This window comes from Paenibacillus sp. J22P90, from assembly GCF_059692195.1.
On record NZ_JCAUAY010000006.1, the window covers coordinates 352,379 to 369,456 of the forward strand.

The 17,078-nt window shown below is 43.8% G+C and carries 22 protein-coding genes and 1 tRNA gene; 2 read left to right on the top strand and 21 right to left on the bottom strand.

Annotation, left to right across the window (positions count from 1 at the left end; translation table 11 throughout):
- Positions 1-116 precede the first annotated feature (116 nt).
- The 12 genes from rplI to rpsF all read right to left on the bottom strand — a co-directional run bounded on the left by rplI (position 117) and on the right by rpsF (position 10,176).
- Positions 117-566: a 50S ribosomal protein L9 gene (rplI, locus tag AC58UX_RS21670; RefSeq protein WP_497256521.1), complete on the bottom strand. Its 450-nt coding sequence runs from the start codon at positions 564-566 to the stop codon at positions 117-119.
- Positions 563-2,524 carry a DHH family phosphoesterase gene (locus tag AC58UX_RS21675; RefSeq protein ID WP_497256523.1) on the bottom strand — a complete coding sequence of 654 codons (1,962 nt, stop codon included), beginning with the start codon at positions 2,522-2,524 and terminating at the stop codon, positions 563-565. The genes rplI and AC58UX_RS21675 overlap by 4 nt, the downstream gene beginning before the upstream one ends.
- Before the next feature lie 18 nt (positions 2,525-2,542).
- Entirely contained in the window at positions 2,543-3,457 is a 915-nt protein-coding gene (locus AC58UX_RS21680) for a DUF2232 domain-containing protein (RefSeq protein WP_497256525.1), read from the bottom strand.
- Positions 3,458-3,463: 6 nt separating this feature from the next.
- Entirely contained in the window at positions 3,464-3,775 is a 312-nt protein-coding gene (locus AC58UX_RS21685) for a MazG-like family protein (RefSeq protein WP_497256527.1), read from the bottom strand.
- A gap of 169 nt (positions 3,776-3,944) precedes the next feature.
- The gene (locus AC58UX_RS21690) at positions 3,945-4,640 is read right to left on the bottom strand and encodes a response regulator transcription factor (protein ID WP_497256529.1); all 696 of its coding nucleotides are present in this window, start codon (positions 4,638-4,640) and stop codon (positions 3,945-3,947) included.
- 17 nt (positions 4,641-4,657) lie between these two features.
- Positions 4,658-6,085, bottom strand: a complete 1,428-nt coding sequence (locus AC58UX_RS21695; RefSeq protein ID WP_497256531.1) for a sensor histidine kinase — start codon at positions 6,083-6,085, stop codon at positions 4,658-4,660.
- 12 nt (positions 6,086-6,097) lie between these two features.
- Positions 6,098-6,850: an ABC transporter permease gene (locus tag AC58UX_RS21700; RefSeq protein ID WP_497256533.1), complete on the bottom strand. Its 753-nt coding sequence runs from the start codon at positions 6,848-6,850 to the stop codon at positions 6,098-6,100.
- Positions 6,837-7,562 carry an ABC transporter ATP-binding protein gene (locus AC58UX_RS21705; protein WP_497256535.1) on the bottom strand — a complete coding sequence of 242 codons (726 nt, stop codon included), beginning with the start codon at positions 7,560-7,562 and terminating at the stop codon, positions 6,837-6,839. Before AC58UX_RS21705 ends, AC58UX_RS21700 begins: the two co-directional genes overlap by 14 nt.
- Positions 7,563-7,621: 59 nt before the next feature.
- Positions 7,622-8,881: a hypothetical protein gene (locus AC58UX_RS21710; RefSeq protein WP_497256537.1), complete on the bottom strand. Its 1,260-nt coding sequence runs from the start codon at positions 8,879-8,881 to the stop codon at positions 7,622-7,624.
- A 181-nt stretch (positions 8,882-9,062) separates the two neighbouring features.
- Complete coding sequence (gene rpsR, locus AC58UX_RS21715; RefSeq protein ID WP_028557221.1) at positions 9,063-9,350, bottom strand: 30S ribosomal protein S18; 288 nt, start codon at positions 9,348-9,350, stop codon at positions 9,063-9,065.
- Positions 9,351-9,375: 25 nt separating this feature from the next.
- On the bottom strand, positions 9,376-9,855 hold the full coding sequence (ssb, locus tag AC58UX_RS21720; protein WP_497256539.1) for a single-stranded DNA-binding protein: 480 nt from the start codon (positions 9,853-9,855) through the stop codon (positions 9,376-9,378).
- Positions 9,856-9,888: 33 nt separating this feature from the next.
- Positions 9,889-10,176, bottom strand: a complete 288-nt coding sequence (rpsF, locus tag AC58UX_RS21725) for a 30S ribosomal protein S6 (RefSeq protein ID WP_028557223.1) — start codon at positions 10,174-10,176, stop codon at positions 9,889-9,891.
- Between the two features lie 242 nt (positions 10,177-10,418).
- Here rpsF and AC58UX_RS21730 point away from each other — a divergent pair, with 242 nt between their 5' ends.
- Positions 10,419-10,610, top strand: coding sequence for a YjzC family protein (locus AC58UX_RS21730; RefSeq protein ID WP_028557224.1), 192 nt, complete (start codon positions 10,419-10,421; stop codon positions 10,608-10,610).
- 59 nt (positions 10,611-10,669) lie between these two features.
- Here AC58UX_RS21730 and AC58UX_RS21735 read toward each other — a convergent pair whose 3' ends face one another.
- From AC58UX_RS21735 to AC58UX_RS21755, 5 genes are all read right to left on the bottom strand, one after another.
- Entirely contained in the window at positions 10,670-11,092 is a 423-nt protein-coding gene (locus AC58UX_RS21735) for a hypothetical protein (RefSeq protein ID WP_497256542.1), read from the bottom strand.
- A 175-nt stretch (positions 11,093-11,267) separates the two neighbouring features.
- Positions 11,268-11,355 (bottom strand) — tRNA-Ser (locus tag AC58UX_RS21740).
- Between the two features lie 75 nt (positions 11,356-11,430).
- Positions 11,431-11,655 (bottom strand): DUF951 domain-containing protein, encoded by a 225-nt coding sequence (locus AC58UX_RS21745; protein WP_497256544.1) that lies wholly within the window; start codon positions 11,653-11,655, stop codon positions 11,431-11,433.
- Position 11,656: 1 nt separating this feature from the next.
- Positions 11,657-12,511, bottom strand: coding sequence for a mechanosensitive ion channel family protein (locus AC58UX_RS21750; RefSeq protein ID WP_497256546.1), 855 nt, complete (start codon positions 12,509-12,511; stop codon positions 11,657-11,659).
- 13 nt (positions 12,512-12,524) lie between these two features.
- Positions 12,525-12,767, bottom strand: coding sequence for a putative Se/S carrier protein (locus AC58UX_RS21755; protein WP_497256548.1), 243 nt, complete (start codon positions 12,765-12,767; stop codon positions 12,525-12,527).
- A gap of 96 nt (positions 12,768-12,863) precedes the next feature.
- Between AC58UX_RS21755 and yyaC the strand changes: the two genes are divergently transcribed.
- Positions 12,864-13,487, top strand: coding sequence for a spore protease YyaC (gene yyaC / locus AC58UX_RS21760; protein ID WP_497256550.1), 624 nt, complete (start codon positions 12,864-12,866; stop codon positions 13,485-13,487).
- On the opposite strand, the gene AC58UX_RS21765 is transcribed toward yyaC, so the two are convergent.
- The 4 genes from AC58UX_RS21765 to AC58UX_RS21780 all read right to left on the bottom strand — a co-directional run bounded on the left by AC58UX_RS21765 (position 13,432) and on the right by AC58UX_RS21780 (position 17,006).
- Positions 13,432-13,953 carry a DUF4446 family protein gene (locus tag AC58UX_RS21765; RefSeq protein WP_497256552.1) on the bottom strand — a complete coding sequence of 174 codons (522 nt, stop codon included), beginning with the start codon at positions 13,951-13,953 and terminating at the stop codon, positions 13,432-13,434. The two genes, yyaC and AC58UX_RS21765, sit on opposite strands and share 56 nt — an antisense overlap.
- 125 nt (positions 13,954-14,078) lie before the next feature.
- The gene (locus AC58UX_RS21770; protein WP_497256554.1) at positions 14,079-15,239 is read right to left on the bottom strand and encodes an aminotransferase class V-fold PLP-dependent enzyme; all 1,161 of its coding nucleotides are present in this window, start codon (positions 15,237-15,239) and stop codon (positions 14,079-14,081) included.
- Positions 15,240-15,378: 139 nt separating this feature from the next.
- Complete coding sequence (locus AC58UX_RS21775; protein ID WP_497256556.1) at positions 15,379-16,251, bottom strand: ParB/RepB/Spo0J family partition protein; 873 nt, start codon at positions 16,249-16,251, stop codon at positions 15,379-15,381.
- Positions 16,248-17,006, bottom strand: coding sequence for a ParA family protein (locus tag AC58UX_RS21780; protein WP_056622827.1), 759 nt, complete (start codon positions 17,004-17,006; stop codon positions 16,248-16,250). Before AC58UX_RS21780 ends, AC58UX_RS21775 begins: the two co-directional genes overlap by 4 nt.
- Between the last annotated feature and the right edge of the window lie 72 nt (positions 17,007-17,078).

The following is a 17,078-nucleotide window of genomic DNA, read 5'->3' on the forward strand; positions in this document are numbered from 1 at the left end:
CATTTTCACAATTTAATAGTTTACTAGTTTTATGTCTACAAGAGAGAAGAGCCCCAGACTGGGACTCTCGTTCTTTCCTACTGGTTATTCGAATCTTCTTGCCCGGCCTCAAAAGATTACTTCTCTTCCGTTACTTGAACGTTCAAGCTAGCTGTTACTTCCGCATGGAGCTTCACTGGAACCTTCGTTACACCTAGTGTACGAATCGGCTCATCCAGCACGATTTTACGCTTATCAATTACGATCTTATATTGCTTTTCAAGCACTTCTGCGATTTGTTTACTAGGAATGGCTCCGAACAAACGGCCGCCTTCGCCAGACTTCGCTTTAATTTGAACCGTCATTTCACTAAGCTTCTCGCCTAGCGCCTGCGCATCCGCCTTCTCTTGATCCTTGCGGCGCTGCTCGGCTTTCTTTTGATTATCTAACACTTTGACCGTGCCCTGTGTAGCAGGAGCAGCAAGTCCTTGTGCGATTAGGAAATTTTGCGCGTATCCCTCGGATACTTCTTTCACTTCGCCCTTCTTACCTTGGCCTTTAACGTCTTTTAGTAGAATTACTTTCATTCGAAAAGTCCCTCCTCTTCCTCTATATCCGCTAGTACTTGTTTTAATCGCGTCGTTGCTTCCTCTAATGTACCTTCGATCTGTGTGGCTGCATTGGTCAAATGCCCGCCGCCGCCTAGACGCTCCATGACCACTTGAACGTTCATTTGACCCAGCGATCTCGCGCTAATGCCAATTAATCCGTCCGGTCGTTCGGCAATTACGAAGGAAGCCATAATATTCGTCATATTTAACAATGTATCAGCAACTTGCGCAATCATCAACTGAGAATATTTGCGTGATGGCTCAGCAACTGCCAATGCGATATGATCATAGATCGTTTCTGTGTGTTTTATAATCTCGGAACGCTGGATGTAAGAATCTAGATCTTCCTTCAGCAGCTTCTGAATGAGCGCAGAATCTGCCCCATTGCGTCGCAAGTAGGACGCGGCTTCAAACGTTCTCGCACCTGTTCGAAGGCTAAAGCTCTTCGTATCGACAACGATCCCTGCGAGCAGCATGGTTGCCTCTAGGACCTCCATGGACAGCTTCTCGTTGATATATTGCAGCAGTTCCGTCACCAGCTCGCACGTAGAGGACGCGTACGGCTCCATATAGACGAGCGTAGCATCGTGGATGAACTCCTCACTCCTACGGTGATGATCGACCACCACGACCCTGTGAGTCAGCTGTAGCAGCTTAGGCTCGGCTACCATAGATGCCTTGTGCGTATCAACGACGACCGCGAGGGAGCGCTGTGTCGTAATCGCCATGCCCTGCTCCGGCGTAATGAACCAACGATGCAGGCGTTCGTCCGCCGCGATCGTCTCCATCACCTTTTGAATGGACGGGTTCACGCCTTCCAACACGATATAGCCCTCTTTGCCGACAACCTGTACGGCCTTGAGTACACCAATCGCCGCGCCAATTGAATCCATATCTGCGAAGCGATGCCCCATGATGATGACCTTATCACTATCCTTCATCAAGTCGCGCAGTGCATGCGAGATAACGCGGGCTCTGACTCTGGTTCTTTTCTCAACTGCATTCGTTCTTCCACCGTAGAAGGACAGACGCTGTCCGACCTTCACCGTGACCTGGTCACCGCCGCGGCCGAGTGACATGTCCAGACCCATTTGTGCCATTTGACCAAGCTCCGTTAGCAGCTCAGCTCCCGAGGCGATCCCGATACTAAGCGTTAATGGCAGCTTGTTCTCAATCGTCAGGTCACGAACGTCATCCAACAGTTCAAATCGCGTTTGTTCCAGCTGGCGCAATGCTTTCTGATCCATCAGAATGAGGAAGCGGTCGGATGAGGTCCGGCGTAAATACAGCTGGTTCTTCTGAGCCCACTCTGTAATTTCACCGGTGACCTTGGCCAGCATAATGCTGCGTGCCTGATCATCCAGTCCCTGCGTCGCTTCTTCCAAATTGTCCATCATGACGATGCCGATGGCTGTTTTGCTATCTTCGTATTTCTTCGCGAGCAATGCTTGCTCCGTAATTTCACGTAGATAGAGGAGTCTTTCCTCCGGTTTGGACCAGACTTGATAAATAAATTGGCCAACCTTGATCTCCATTTTCTCGCTTTTGTCTTTCTTATTTTTAAGATCAGGGAAATAATCATAAAGCGACTCACCAATCACCGAGTCCTGCCCCAGCATCTTTGCTACAAATGGATTGTGCCATTCAATGCGTTTGTCTTCATTATATAATATAATGCCGATGGGCAGTCCGCTCATGACTTCATTGCCAGCTTTTTTCACACGATGGGTTATCGTTCCGACGTACGTATTCAGTTCATTGCGGAAAGCTGTCTCCGCTTGCAGCGTAAAATACGCCATCACTCCGCAGAGTAAGAAAGCCGTTAGGCCCAGCCACCATTTGAACATATAAAGAGTGGCTGTCAAGGCGATGAGCAGAACGAACATCCACACAATATGTTGACCGTGCCACCGCTTCAAAAGGAACTTCGGCATTCGAACTAGCTCCTAATCCTATAAATTTTTCTTAAACCGTTCACGGATTGGAAACGCAACATCAAATACCCCTAATAAGCTATACACAATAAATAGTGGCGGTAGGAAAATCAGGATGATAATCGCCACGATCGGCAGGATGGGTTTCCACTTATTTGCATGGGCTACAAAGAACAGAAATCCTATCGCTTGAACTGCGAATACAAGCATCAACAACGGCATTGCATTCATCAATAACGTGGAAATGAGCGAGCTTGAATCAGGTTTGGTGAATAAATCCAAGACAAACGCCACTAAATAGATCCAAACTAAGGATCTTTGTAGCATCCACTCTCTCATCGGGCGCAAGCCTGGGATTCCTTCGCCTGATTTATTCAAAAACCAGCGCGTTACCCCATGCGTCACGAACGTTACGAACAAAGCCAAGAAAATCAAATACAGAGGAATGACTTGCACGATGAAGCCTACATACCAGTCTTGATCCTTCGGTAAAATCTCTTGAATGCTTTGCGGCATCGTTGCGATACTATCTAACATGAATTGCTTGAATTTCGCAACTGGATTCAGTCCCAGTGCAAAGCCTAACAGCAGGCTTAACAAGGACTCTGCCAAAATGGTAACGATACCCGCAGTGAGCACAGACCTTGCTGCTGCTTTGCGTTTATACAAGTTACCCATCACTAACACAGGTGGTAGGATAAACAATGCAATGGTGATCAGATATAGGCCTAACCACTGTGTAAGTATGTAAACAACGAGCAGACTGAGCACATAGCTGATGACGAAACGCTTCGTACTTGTTTTGACATATAACATAAGCACTGGAACTAACAGAAAACTACACGTGAAAATAATAAATGGCGTCATCAACGATAGCAATGATAAGATCATGACTACGCTCCAGATGACACTTTGCCAACTTCGATTCCCCAACCGGGCTCACCTCTTACGTAAATGTTCTTCGAGCGATGAAATGTCGCCATACCAGTCCTCAAGTTGATGGCCCTCTTGGCGGTGCTTCTTCATCTTCTCAACGATAGCGTCATCTAAACTGCGATAAGAAATCCCCAGTCTGCGACCTAAAATGTAACCGCTCGAAATTAAACTAGCTAATCCATCGATCATTTTCGCATGACTACCTTCCCACATGCCTTTGAGCAGATGAGCTACATGATCTACGACTTCTGTTTTGAGCCATTCAATGACTTTGGCCCGTCTGGCTAGGTCAACATCCTTATCCCTATTCAGCAACCGTCATCTCTCCTCATCTCACCAGAACGATTATTGTTAATTATACCACAAATCAGTACTAGAAAAGAAAGCCTCTACATCGGACTTCTAGGAGGAATTATTGCCGTTCAAGCAAAAAGCTGGCCCTTCAAGTAGTTTGCCTACTGAGGACCAGCTCTTTTTTGTTAGGTTAAACGATAAACCTGTACCCCGATCCCCAAACTGTACCTATGTACTGAGGTTTCGATGGTGTTTCTTCAATTTTCTCTCTAATTCGGGCAATATGAACCGTTACCGTAGAGGCGTCGCTCATGGCATCCATGCCCCAGATCCGCTCGAACAGCTCTTCCTTGCCAAACACCCGATTTGCATTCTGTAAAAGAAACAAAAGCAGGTCAAACTCCTTTTGTGCTAGAACCACTTCCGTTCCGTTTACAAAAACGCGTCTAGCCTCCTTCTGTATCTCAAGACCTCTAACCTGAATCGTGCTGCCTTCTTTCCCTTTTCCAAACCGTTCTTTCATCCGCTCAAATTTCTTCAAATGGGCACCAACCCGCGCTACCAGCTCACCGGAGCTGAATGGCTTGGTAATATAATCGTCTGCACCGAGGCCTAGCCCATTAATTTTATATATTTCCTCTGCTCTCGCTGATACGAGAAGCACTGGAATGTCGTCCTGCTCACGCACAGTCTTCAGTACCTCGAATCCATCCATGTCCGGCAGCATGATATCTAAAATAACCAGCGCGAAGGCTTCTTCTTTGAGAGCTTTCAAGCCCGCTGATCCACTGTCTACCATCTTTACTGAATAGCCGCTCAACTCCAAGTAATCTCTCTGCAGATTGGCGATGCTTTGGTCGTCCTCAACAATCAAAATTTTCTTCATCGTACCCTCCAAACAGGCTAGAACTTCTTCAGAGATATCATGATGCGTGTACCCTCATCTACGGTACTTGTCGCCCATATTTTCCCGTCATGCCCTTCTATAATTTGCTTGGCAATTGCAAGACCTAATCCGCTTCCGCTTTTTCTTGAAGGGTCTACCTGATAAAATCGCTCAAATATAAAGGGAAGCTTACCCTCGGGTATTCCTTTTCCATTGTCCTTCATTTCTATAATAGCAGACGTTCGTGTTTCCCTAAGGATTATCTCTATTTTTCCATCTGCTTTATTTGCATACGTTATGGCATTATCAAGAATATTTTGTATGACCCTCTTCAAACGTTCACTATCAATCAAGACTTTGACGGGCTCATTTAATTCATTGATTAATGTTAAGGTGATGTTCGCCTTTTCACATTCATATTTATGATCCGCAACACAATCCTCGAAATAGCTGGCCAAATCACTCTTTTCAAAATGATAAGGAAGCTGGTTCAAATCTAGCTTGGAGTACAAAAGAAGATCATCGATCATCGCATTGACTAAAATCGCTTTAGAACGTGCGGTTTCCAAGTACTCTTCCAGTTTCTCCGGTGTTTTGGCCACACCATCTATAATTCCTTCTATATATCCTTTAATGGATGTAACTGGCGTCTTTAGATCATGCGAAATGCTGGATACCAGAAACTTTCGATTATCATCATATTTTTGCTGCATATATACAGATTCCTTGAGCTTAATGCGCATTAACTCCAGCGTTCTGCTTAGTTCGCGTACTTCCCCTTCGCCATCTTCTGCAATCCCGTGGCTTAAATCCCCTTCGCTAATTTTCTGGGCAGCGTCGTTTAGCCTGGAAATCGGCCGAATAATGCCGCGTGAAAATCGATACGAGACCCAGAAGTTCGTTAGTAAAAAAACGAAGGTAAAAAAACAAATTGAAAAAATCCCGAGCAGTATGACAAAGTTAGTTTTCAGCTTTATGGGTGCAAGCAGCAGCAAAACGCCGACATCACCCGTTGGCAGTTTATAATTTGCTCTAGTAAACATATACGTTTTACCGTCAAGCTCAATCTCATCGGAAGCCGCGCGATCATCGGACAGCATGATGCTGCTCTCGATATCGAGCTTACTGAAATTTTGTGTAGCGTAGATAACTTCTCTATTTTTAAAAATAATCGCACTCGCACCCAAAGCCTTTACTCGATCCGCAAGCTCCTGTTGGTATCTGACCTCCAAAAGCTGCTCGAACTTCAAAGTCTGTGCTTCTCTTTTCATTTGACTTATCGCTGCTCGTACTTCGAAGGCTTTTTGAAACTCCTTCGTAGTAGCTTCGTTGCCAAACACCTTCGCATGCGCAGCAACAAAGATGATCATAGCCAGAACAGTCAAACCAACAGAGAGAAGCACAACCAGTGCATTCATCGTGAAAAAACGTTTGGTTAAATGCATGTGGATCCCTTTCTATATATCCTTATTGTCAAACAGGTAATATCCTGTTGTAAATACCATCATACCACAGCCTGACATGATTAAAATTTCACGTAATATTTTAAAAACATTAATCGACTCTGAAATCCATAACGTATACCAGTCAAACATTGAAGTAATAAAAAAGCTAGAATAGGACGAGAAAACAATACCTACTGAATTAAAGATGATGAACAATAGAATGGAGAGAAAAAATACAGCTAATCCGCCTTGAATGACATTGGAAAGCAGGACAACAATAAGCGCAAACACAAACACAGGGAAAAACGTTAATCCGTAAGAAAGTATCACTTTAAAAATCCCGACCAAGCTAGCTGATGACGGATTAAAAATAAATCCAGCTATTAATGAAAGCAACATAACAAACAAGAGATTGCCAGCAATAAATAAAGCTAAATTTAATACCTTCGCACTAAAAATACTAAATCGGGAGACGGGTCTTAAAAGTGTGATTTTCATTGTATTCGATGAGGACTCACCGTTAAACATATCAATGGCTACAAAGATAGCGAAAAGCGGCAGGAGCGTATACGTAATAAAGGATAGCACTACGATAGGAAATTCAATACTTCCTACAACCCTTAATCCCAAACCATGCTTAATCGTCGTGACAGCAATTTGTCCGATGACCACAGCGAGGATGGATAGAATCGCGGCCGCCATCATTTTTTTCTTTTTCAGCAGCTTCACAGCTTCATTGATAAATGCGGCTTTAAACCCTGCCATTCCTGTCCACCTCACTCACAAAAAAGTTTTCAAGCGAAGAATAATACGAAAGAATGTTTTGCGTATATTCTACATTTACAAGCTTGCCTCCATAGACAATCCCAATTCTTGTACACGTTAGTTCCACATCATGAATCAAGTGGCTAGAAATAAAGAAAGTTGTGCCTTCTTGGGAAAGCTGCTTGATCAACTTTCTCATCTCGAGCATACCTTCGACATCCAGTCCGTTTAAGGGCTCGTCCAAAATCAAGAGCTTCGGCTTCGACAGAATGGCCGCGGCGATCCCCAATCTTTGTTTCATTCCTAAGGAGAATTTTTGTGATTTCTCATTTTTATATTTCAGCATGCCTGTAATTTCAAGACATTCGTCAATTCTCTTGTTATCCACATGTGGATAAAACCTTGCAAACAGCTTCAGATTTTCATTTGCCGTTAAATAAGGATAAGATTCCGCTGTTTCGATTAGACAACCCACATGCTTCATGGCATTGACATAGTCTTCTGAAACACTGGCGCCGAAAATCTTCACTTCTCCTCGATCCGGCTTCATAAGTCCTGTAATCATTTTCATAGCTGTGGTCTTCCCTGCACCATTAGGTCCTAGAAAACCAAAGATATCCCCTTGATAGACTTCTAAGTTCAAATCACTAATGCCTCGGCCATTCTTAAATGACTTAGTTAAGCCGTTTACTTCAATCGCCTTGATTGTCAATTCATCATCTCCTTAAACAACCTCAGGAAGCTGCAACAGCAGCCTCCTGAGCATCATGTCTATTCAAATACGCGGCTAAATTCACCATCAAAATTAGCTTTTACACTGCTTTTTCTATTGACGATCCCGTTTTTCTCTACGACCTCAAGACCTGTTTGGAAGTATATCTTACCTGTAGGGTTGGCATAGATCGAACCGCTCTTCTGTTCACCCTGTGCATCTGTGTAACTAAATGTTTGAGATGTCGACGGGCTGTATTCAAAATTATACGCATCCGGGTTTGGATAATCCTTTTCATAACCTGGCTTAACGATTTCAGAATACTTACCAGTTATTTTATCTCCATCTACGCTGGTGACTTCTACTTTTCTCTCGCCAATCTTCACGAACTTGCCGTCTTTGTCTACGACGATGTCATTCTTATAGGTACCTACATATTTGCTGCTAAATCCATTTGCTTGATTGCTAACCTTCTCAACCTTAGCATTTGTTAGATCAGGCTTGGTAATTTTCGTAGTGCCAACATCCGTCAGCTTCGCTAGGACATTTAGTTTCAAGTCATGCTGAACACCATTTTTATCCTTACCGGATAACGTGATATCGCCTGAAAGACTCTCTAAATAACCTGCTTTATTTTCAATCGCCTTACCTACAACTTTTTTCACATAAATATCGCTTTCTATAACTGGAGTACCTAAATCCCCTTCATTACCTAGCGCTTGCTGAAGACCAAACGAGCTAACAGCATTCACAACAGCTGGCACTTGTGCCTCGGATAAGCTACCCGAATACACTTTTCCGCCATCCGTCCCTTCCTCTACTTGTACATAATCTTTCAAAGAGCCCACCACAGCGTCGACAATTTTCTCTACCTCTGATGCTCCTCTTTCTTTAAAAGGGTTTCTGAATTCAGATTTCCCTTTACGGTTCACATCTTTCGGATATTCCATGACGTAATACGTATTATCCCATTCATTCTTTTGAATGGATTGCTTAGCGTCGGAATACGAGTAGTTGGCATGCGTTTCACCTAAGGCATTTTTGTTAACCTCGTTGTTCTCCGACACTTGAGCCACCGTATCCATCTTCTTGGTACCAGATGATTGAATCAAGGTTTTATCATTGTCTTTCAAGGTATACAGTGTCTCAAGCGTATAGTTGTTTAAACCATTTTCCATTTGGGAAGCCGTATTCTTGACGGAGTCTTTCAAGCGATCATACCCGGATCCTAAAAGCGTATCGGCGAAGGCCGTTGTGACGAATAAACATGCTCCTACCGTAAACGAGAGGACCGTAAGTGATTTTTTACTAAGTTTCATTGTAAATCTCCTTTACAACCAATTTGCGGGAAACGTTTCCTTACTACTTATTTTAATACAAGCTTATTGAATCCATCTGAATGGTTTATTAACAAAGTATTAACTCTGGTTTATCCTTTATGGAGGGATTTTAGACAAAAAAAAAGAACAGCCGGTTGCCCGACTGCTCTCTTCTGGATTCTTATTCCGTTGTGTAAGGAAGCAACGCGATTGTACGGGAACGCTTGATTGCGATCGTCAAAGCACGTTGGTACTTAGCGGAAGTTCCAGTTACACGTCTAGGAAGAATCTTCCCGCGCTCACTGATGAACTTTTTAAGAGTCTCGATATCTTTATAATCAATATGCTTGATTTTGTTTACTGTGAAGTAACAAACCTTACGGCGTTTGCCTTTACCGCCTTTGCCACGAGGAGCAAATTTGCGATCAGCACGGTCATCACCATTGTTGTCTCTTTTTTGGAAAGCCATTGTGTCTCTTCAGTCCTTTCTACGTTTAAAATGGCAAATCATCATCGGAAATATCGATCGGTTTTCCGTCATCTATGAAAGGATCCTGCTGCTCGCGTGATCCACCGCCACGATTGCTGCTTCCGCCGCCGCTATAGCCTGCGTTTGCATTAGAGGATCCGCCCTCTTCGCGATTCCCGCCGCCGCTAGATTCAAGGAAACGAACATTATCAGCAACAATTTCGGTCACGTAAACACGTTTTCCTTCATTGTTGTCGTAGTTACGCACTTGAATGCGTCCTTCAACTGCTGTTAAACGACCTTTACGCAAATAGTTCGCGCATGTTTCGGCAAGCTGCCTCCACGTGACGATATTGATAAAGTCCGCTTCACGTTCTTTTGAGCCACCGCTCGTGAAAGGACGATCTACAGCAAGTGTGAATTGGGTAACTGCTACCCCAGCTGGTGTATAACGAAGTTCTGGATCTCTGGTCAATCGACCGATAAGAATAACACGGTTCAACATGAATAACCCTCCTGACGAAAATACTGGCTTTGATTAAGCTACGTCGTTTACGATTAAGTGACGAATAACTTCGTCCGAAATCTTAAGTACGCGATCAAGTTCAGTTACAACAGCAGGTTCTGCGTTGAAGTGTACAAGCACGTAGTGCCCGTCACGGAACTTCTTGATCTCATACGCAAGACGGCGTTTACCCATCAGGTCATGTTTGGAGATTTCTCCCCCACCGTTCGTGATGATGCCTTGAAATTTTTCAACCGTAGATTGAACAACTTCTTGCTCAACGTCAGTACGAATAATGTACATCAATTCATATTTGCGCATGTATTTCACCTCCTTTTGGACTAAGCGGCTCCTGTTCAAACTTGCTAGGCAAGCGAAGGAGCAAGGAGCGAGGATTCTTTTTCAAAACTCGCACCTGAATACTATAGCAAATCACGCGGCAAATTACAAGTTTCGATTTCATGTTTTGCACAGGAGGAAGCTGGTAAGTGATTGGGTACATGCTTGGGCTCATCAATGGCCATCATAACTATGATTGTTATTCTGATAAAGAGGTGATTCACATGGGTGAATGGACACATTTTAATGAAGGCGATCATGTTCCTAACGATGGCGAATATATGGAGATTGGCGAGAATGCCTTCCATATGGGGATTAACAATCCCAAGACAGTGACACTCAGAAAAGGCGATACCTTCCCGGCAACGAGCAATCATAATCGCAAATGGCATAAAAAAGGCGGCAAGCGGATGTAACTTCTTCAATCAAAAAGAACACTCCTCAAGTAAGTCATTGAGGAGTGTTTCTGCATGCTCTACTTCTGATACACGCGCTTCTCTGAAATCTTACCGTCTGCGGTATAAACGAATTCAGCATAGTACCCAGCTTGATTGGTAATCGCGAACTCATAGGTGCGTTTTCCATTCTCCTCTTTCACTAGCTTCCCTTTGGAGCCTGTTTGCTTGACTAAGTCATCGTAGGTGCTCGTCAAAGTAATTTTCTCGACTTGCTCTTTCGTTATCGTCGAAGGTGTCTCCGCGGCTCCACCACCCGCAGTCGCCTTAGGCGTTGCTGTCACAGCTCCACCGGCGTTCGTCCCGCTAGGCGTCGCAGAAGCCCCAGCTGAGGGCTGCACGGTCACGCCCGGTGTTGGACTAGCCGTCGTCGTATCATCCTTCTTAGCGCAGCCTGAGGCCATCACAGCAAACACTGCAAGAGCTATCATCCATTTTTTCATGTACGTCGTCCTCCTACAAGCTATTTTCCATAACCTAACTGTTAGGTTGCTTCGAATCCTTACGATTTATCCCTATCTTTCATATAAACCATTATCACGATAACTAAACAGGATATTAAAAAAAGCCGCCTATACCCATGAAGGATATAAACGGCTTTCATCTGATGTTCTAGTACGGAAAGAGTGGGAGTCGAACCCACGCACGCCTCGCGACGCCTAACTGATTTCGAGTCAGCCCCCTTGGACCACTTGGGTACCTTTCCAAGAAAATGAGAACAGGACTTATTGTATCAAAAAAGTCTGTCTCTCGCAAGTGTTTTGCTATTTTTTCTGAAAGATTAGGTCGTCTCTTCGTCTTTGACCTCTGACACCGCATTGCTGCGTAATATTTTCTTGAGCTTGCTTTCAAACTTCGTTCTCGGCACCAGTACGCTATGCTTACAGCCTACACATTTAATCCGAATATCCATTCCCATTCGAATTATTTCCATTTCATTCGTACCGCATGGATGGGGCTTTTTCATCTGTACAACGTCGCCAAGTTGGTATTCCTTCTTCTCCATCTTAGTTCCCCTCCACCTTTTCCTGTTTAATGCCATGGGTATCTAAATATTTCTTAATCTCTGCATTTAAAATCCGGCTGACTTCCCCTTGTTTGTTCGGCTTACATTCCGCAATAACTCGAATCTTCAAGTCCGTGTTTCCAATCATTTGCACACCGAGTACTTGTGGCGCTTTAACGATACTTTCTGTGCGCTCATGCACTTCAGCGACAACTTCATTTAATAAGACCATCGCACGATCAATGTCTGCGTCATATGCGATGGTTACATCGACGATAGCAATCGAATTATAAGTTGAAAAGTTGGTCACTTGCTTAATATTGCCGTTAGGGATGATATGAACCTCACCGGTCCAGCTTTTGATTCGGGTCACACGAATACCAATTTCCTCCACGGTCCCTTTGAACTGATCAATTTGAATCACATCGCCAACACCGAATTGATCCTCGAAAATGATGAAAAATCCCGTAATCACATCTTTCACCAAACTCTGTGCTCCGAAACCTATGGCTAGCCCAAGAACGCCTGCACCCGCAAGCAAAGGTCCTAAATTCAATCCGACTTGACCAAGGATCAACATGATAGCTACTAGATTAACTGTATATGCAATTAAATTATGTATGAGAATAGAAATCGTATTGGATCTTCGTCTATCAATGTTAAGCGGCGACTTCTCTCGGGCTATGACCATGTGAGCAATCGTCTTATCGGCTATTTTAATAATGACTCTAGCAATAACATAAATGAGAACAATTTTGATAACGATCCAGAATATCGAGGCAAGAATCTCAGGTTTACTGATATGCTCCTGAATCCAGTGCATCAAATCTTGGAAGTAATGTACGTCAAAAAACACTAGTAAACCTCCTTTAATTTTCTACTATGGTACCATATCCATCTTCTTTTTTAAAATAGATTCCTCGGATCTCTACGTTCTCGCTCTCTATTATCTCTTGAACTTGAACAAGATCCACTCCGGGAAATTCAATAGAAAGCGCGCATCCAGCTGTAATCTCTTTGGGTGTTGGTCTGATGTCGATCTCAATATCTGCGTACTCTAACAGCATTTCCGCTCTTAGCGCTTGTTGGGTTGAATCGAAAGCTATCAACATAATAGAAAATTCCAGAGAAAGCTCTCCTCTCTACGTATAAATGTACCTCTCTCTCCATATACTAGTAAAAAAGATTTACTACCTTGGAGGGATATCATGAAATTCCATTTTGGATTCGACGGCGATAAAACCCCTGCGCAAGAGCCTTTGAAGATTCAACATACCGACTCTAATACACCTTATCTTCTCTCTAAGCACTTGCAGTCGATTTTCAGTAAACTACCAACCTATCAACCTATCGTTGTGATTTGCGTAGGAACTGATAGATCCACGGGTGATTCCCTCGGGCCCTTAGTTGGATCACATTTGAATCGTACCACATCACTACGCAATCTTCATTTGTTCGGAACGTTGGATGAACCTGTCCATGCAATGAATTTAGCCGAAACTGTGGATCGGATTCATCAACAATTTCAGAACCCCTTCATCGTTGCTGTTGACGCTTGTTTAGGGCAAGTTGCGAGTGTCGGCTGCATTCAAGTTGCGCACGGACCACTCAAGCCAGGTGCTGGCGTGAATAAAGACCTGCCCCCGGTTGGTGATATTCATGTCACAGGCATCGTCAATGTTGGCGGATTTATGGAATATTTCGTCCTGCAAAATACGCGGCTAAGCCTCGTTATGAATATGGCTACTGTCATTGGCGATGCACTTTACGCTGCCATTAGACGGACCCAATCTTTTGCCCCGAGTGCGACGTCGGCTTTAAAGTTTGAGTAATCGTCTCTTTCTCTTCTGGACTTAATGTGTAGCTCGATTGACCTTTGGCAATTGGCTTGGCATATACATACATTTGCTCTCTACTATGTATCCCTGTGAGGATCACACCATCCTGCTCTTCATTCAGCAAGGCCATTGAGAAGCTTAAATCACTACCACCATCATTAAAAGCATTATAGCGACGAATCCCCAATTTAGATGTCATCTTCATCATCGACTGATGAATCGTTGAGATATTTGCCGAAGCCTTCATGGATTCGGCCTTTTGCTCGTTCAGAGCATTCTGCATGTTGATCAGCAGCTGTTCCATATTTTCAGCACTAGAACCATTGATCATCTGCGTGTAACGTTTCCGTAAGGAGGATAATCGTATCAACATGACAATGATCATAATGAATAAAAGCAAAATCAATCCGAAGCAAACTAACATCACATATTCTGCATTCAGGCCAAACAGTTCCCCCATGCCCAATCCCTCTTTCTCCCCTGAAATAATGCTTTCCTCACAGGGACAGCATTATGGAAGCCTCGAAATTGGTGCTACCAATTTGAGGGCCATCCATGACATTCCATCATTTGACGATGGAATGTCTACTTTGCATATTGCGTTTGAATCTCTCTCACAGCATCAACTAGTGCCTTTATTTCTTCATCTGTTGTAAAATAGCCAATGCTCGCCCGAACGGCTCCCTTTGCCAAAGTACCTGCGACTTCGTGCGCAAGCGGTGTACAATGATAGCCGGAACGCACAGCGATTTGGAAGGATTGATCGAGAATGAATGCAGCTTCCGATGAATCCACATCTTGAATGTTGAAGGAAACGATGCCTGTTTTATTTTGTCCAAGCTTCGGTCCGAGAATCGTCACCCCTTCAATTCCCAGCAGCCCTTCCATTAATTGTTGCGTATGCGCCCATTCCTTCTCGTGAATCTTGGCTACCGTCTCGGCAAGCACAAACTTCACGCCCTCGTTCAACCCAGCGATACCAGCAGTGTTCTGTGTCCCAGCTTCATAGCGGTCAGGGCGCACCGTTGGCTGGTGGATCGCCTCTGATTGACTACCCGTTCCTCCATGCAGCAACGGTTCTAAATCAAGATCCGGGTGAATGTAAAGCCCACCCGTCCCCTGAGGCCCCAGGAGCCCCTTGTGGCCTGGGAAAGCAAGCATGTCGATATTCATATCTCCTACATGGATGGGCAGAACACCGGCGCTCTGAGCCGCGTCTACAAGCAGCTTCACGCCGTGTTTTCTACAGATCTCCCCGATCTCTTCAATCGGCATGATCGTGCCAAGTAAGTTCGAACTGTGATTCACAACGACCAGTGTTGTATTAGAGCGAAGAGCTGCTTTCAGATCATCTAACAGCACATTCCCCTGCTCATCATGAGCTAAATAGGTAAGCTCAACCCCACTCGAAGCCTTCAAATATTCAAGCGGCCTTCTCACCGAATTGTGTTCCACATTCGTACAAATCACATGATCGCCAGGTTTAACCCAACCTTTGATTGCTTGGTTTAGTGCATGTGTCGTATTTAGAGCGAAGGAAATATCGTTTGGATTTCGAACCCCGAACAACTTCGCTAAATTTTTTCGAGTTTCAAATAGTGTGCGGCTTGCCTTCACTGCCATCTGATGGCTGCCTCTACCAGGGTTAGCAGCGTACTCTTGCATACAATGCATCATCGCATCCATAACTGCTGGCGGCTTTGGCCACGAGGATGCTGCTTGATCGAAATACATGACGCCCTTCATGTTTTCAGCCCCTTCTGATCTGATCATCAACACAAATATAGCATACCTTAGTTTTTTCTTTCTGCTCGAAAGAAAAACATAGGAGACAATCCGTTCACCATCAATGAACAGACAGCCTCCGTAGGTATGCTAGCAATTTTTAAGAGATTTTACCTTGCAATAACTCTAGCAGGCGGTTGAGATCGTCTTTTGAGTAATAGAGCAGCTCGATCTTCCCTTTATCCTGTTGGCTTTTAATTTTCACCGATGTCCGATAAATATCTCGCAATTGCTCTTCGGCTTGACTAATATACGGATCTCTATTCTTTTCTTTTTGCTTCGCCTTTTCTTTTTCAGGGCTTGGCGGCTCTTCTAGCATTTTAATCGCTTCTTCAAGTTCCCTAACACTCCACTGCTTCGAGATCGTTGATTCCGCTAATTCTTTCTTTACCTTATCATCCTTCACACCAACAATAGCTCTCGCGTGACCCATAGATAATGTTCCACGTGAAACATATTGTTTAATGGATTCTGGCAATGAGAGTAATCTTAGGAAATTGGCAATGTGAGATCTACTCTTCCCTACCTTAGCAGATAGCTCTTCTTGCGTGAGAGAGAATTGATCAATAATGCCTTGGTAAGCAAAAGCAACTTCCAACGCATTAAGATCTTCACGTTGTACGTTTTCAATCAGAGCAATTTCCATTACTTGCTGATCAGATAGTACTCTTTCAACAGCAGGAATGGTTGGAGTCCCTGCAACCTGCGAAGCTCGGAATCTACGTTCACCGGCGATAATCTCGTAGCCTTTTAGAACCTTACGAACAATGATCGGCTGAATGACGCCATGTTCTTTAATCGATTCCGAAAGCTCCTTGATGCTATCTTCGTTGAAATGCTTCCTTGGTTGATATGGATTGGCTCTTAATTGAGCCAGTGGAATCTGAATGACTTTATCGCTCTCATCAATATGCAAGGACGTAATTAGGGCATCTAATCCTTTACCTAAACCTTTAGAGAGGCCTTTGGTCATACTGAGATCACTTCCTTAGCAAGTTCTAAATACACTTCTGCACCCTTTGATCTAGGATCATAAGTAATAATGGATTGCCCATGGCTCGGCGCTTCGCTCAAACGTACATTACGAGGAATAATCGTTTGATAAACCTTCGTTTGGAAGTACTTTTTAACTTCTTCAATAACCTGAATACCTAGATTTGTCCTTGCATCAAACATTGTCAATAATACGCCTTCAATTTGAAGACCTGTATTCAAATGCTTTTGCACCAATCGTACCGTATTCAGAAGTTGGCTTAAACCTTCTAATGCGTAATATTCACATTGGATGGGGATAATCACGGAATCAGCAGCAGTTAAGGAGTTAATCGTCAAAAGGCCAAGTGATGGAGGGCAATCTATCAAAATATAATCATATAAGTGTTTGACAAGTTGAAGTGACTTCTTCAAACGAACTTCTCTTGAAATGGTTGGCACTAACTCGATCTCTGCTCCCGCCAATTGAATCGTTGCAGGAACAATTTTAAGATTTGGAACATTTGTTTCAACTGTTGCATCTTTCGGATGTACATCATTAATCAATACATCATAGATGCAGTTTGTCACATCAGCCTTATTCACACCAATTCCACTTGTTGTGTTCCCTTGTGGGTCAATATCAACCAGAAGAACGCGTTTACCAAGCGAGGCTAATGAAGCGCCTAGATTCACAGAAGTCGTCGTCTTGCCGACGCCACCCTTCTGATTCGTTATTGCAATAATTTTAGACAAAACCATTTCACCTCTATCGCTTATGTTACATAATGCTATTTAACGAGCAGTAGTTCTATCTTACCATATCTA

Excerpts from the sequence above, each read along its gene's own strand:
- AC58UX_RS21730 (WP_028557224.1), top strand. The coding sequence starts at position 10,419 with ATGGGTGAATGGACACATTTTAATGAAGGCGATCATGTTCCTAACGAT.
- rpsR (WP_028557221.1), bottom strand. The coding sequence starts at position 9,350 with ATGGCTTTCCAAAAAAGAGACAACAATGGTGATGACCGTGCTGATCGC.
- AC58UX_RS21765 (WP_497256552.1), bottom strand. The coding sequence starts at position 13,953 with ATGGGGGAACTGTTTGGCCTGAATGCAGAATATGTGATGTTAGTTTGC.
- ssb (WP_497256539.1), bottom strand. The coding sequence starts at position 9,855 with ATGTTGAACCGTGTTATTCTTATCGGTCGATTGACCAGAGATCCAGAA.
- rplI (WP_497256521.1), bottom strand. The coding sequence starts at position 566 with ATGAAAGTAATTCTACTAAAAGACGTTAAAGGCCAAGGTAAGAAGGGC.
- yyaC (WP_497256550.1), top strand. The coding sequence starts at position 12,864 with ATGAAATTCCATTTTGGATTCGACGGCGATAAAACCCCTGCGCAAGAG.
- rpsF (WP_028557223.1), bottom strand. The coding sequence starts at position 10,176 with ATGCGCAAATATGAATTGATGTACATTATTCGTACTGACGTTGAGCAA.
- AC58UX_RS21735 (WP_497256542.1), bottom strand. The coding sequence starts at position 11,092 with ATGAAAAAATGGATGATAGCTCTTGCAGTGTTTGCTGTGATGGCCTCA.
- AC58UX_RS21690 (WP_497256529.1), bottom strand. The coding sequence starts at position 4,640 with ATGAAGAAAATTTTGATTGTTGAGGACGACCAAAGCATCGCCAATCTG.
- AC58UX_RS21775 (WP_497256556.1), bottom strand. The coding sequence starts at position 16,251 with ATGACCAAAGGCCTCTCTAAAGGTTTAGGTAAAGGATTAGATGCCCTA.
- AC58UX_RS21710 (WP_497256537.1), bottom strand. The coding sequence starts at position 8,881 with ATGAAACTTAGTAAAAAATCACTTACGGTCCTCTCGTTTACGGTAGGA.
- AC58UX_RS21675 (WP_497256523.1), bottom strand. The coding sequence starts at position 2,524 with ATGCCGAAGTTCCTTTTGAAGCGGTGGCACGGTCAACATATTGTGTGG.
- AC58UX_RS21745 (WP_497256544.1), bottom strand. The coding sequence starts at position 11,655 with ATGGAGAAGAAGGAATACCAACTTGGCGACGTTGTACAGATGAAAAAG.
- AC58UX_RS21755 (WP_497256548.1), bottom strand. The coding sequence starts at position 12,767 with ATGTTGATAGCTTTCGATTCAACCCAACAAGCGCTAAGAGCGGAAATG.
- AC58UX_RS21770 (WP_497256554.1), bottom strand. The coding sequence starts at position 15,239 with ATGAAGGGCGTCATGTATTTCGATCAAGCAGCATCCTCGTGGCCAAAG.
- AC58UX_RS21700 (WP_497256533.1), bottom strand. The coding sequence starts at position 6,850 with ATGGCAGGGTTTAAAGCCGCATTTATCAATGAAGCTGTGAAGCTGCTG.
- AC58UX_RS21695 (WP_497256531.1), bottom strand. The coding sequence starts at position 6,085 with ATGCATTTAACCAAACGTTTTTTCACGATGAATGCACTGGTTGTGCTT.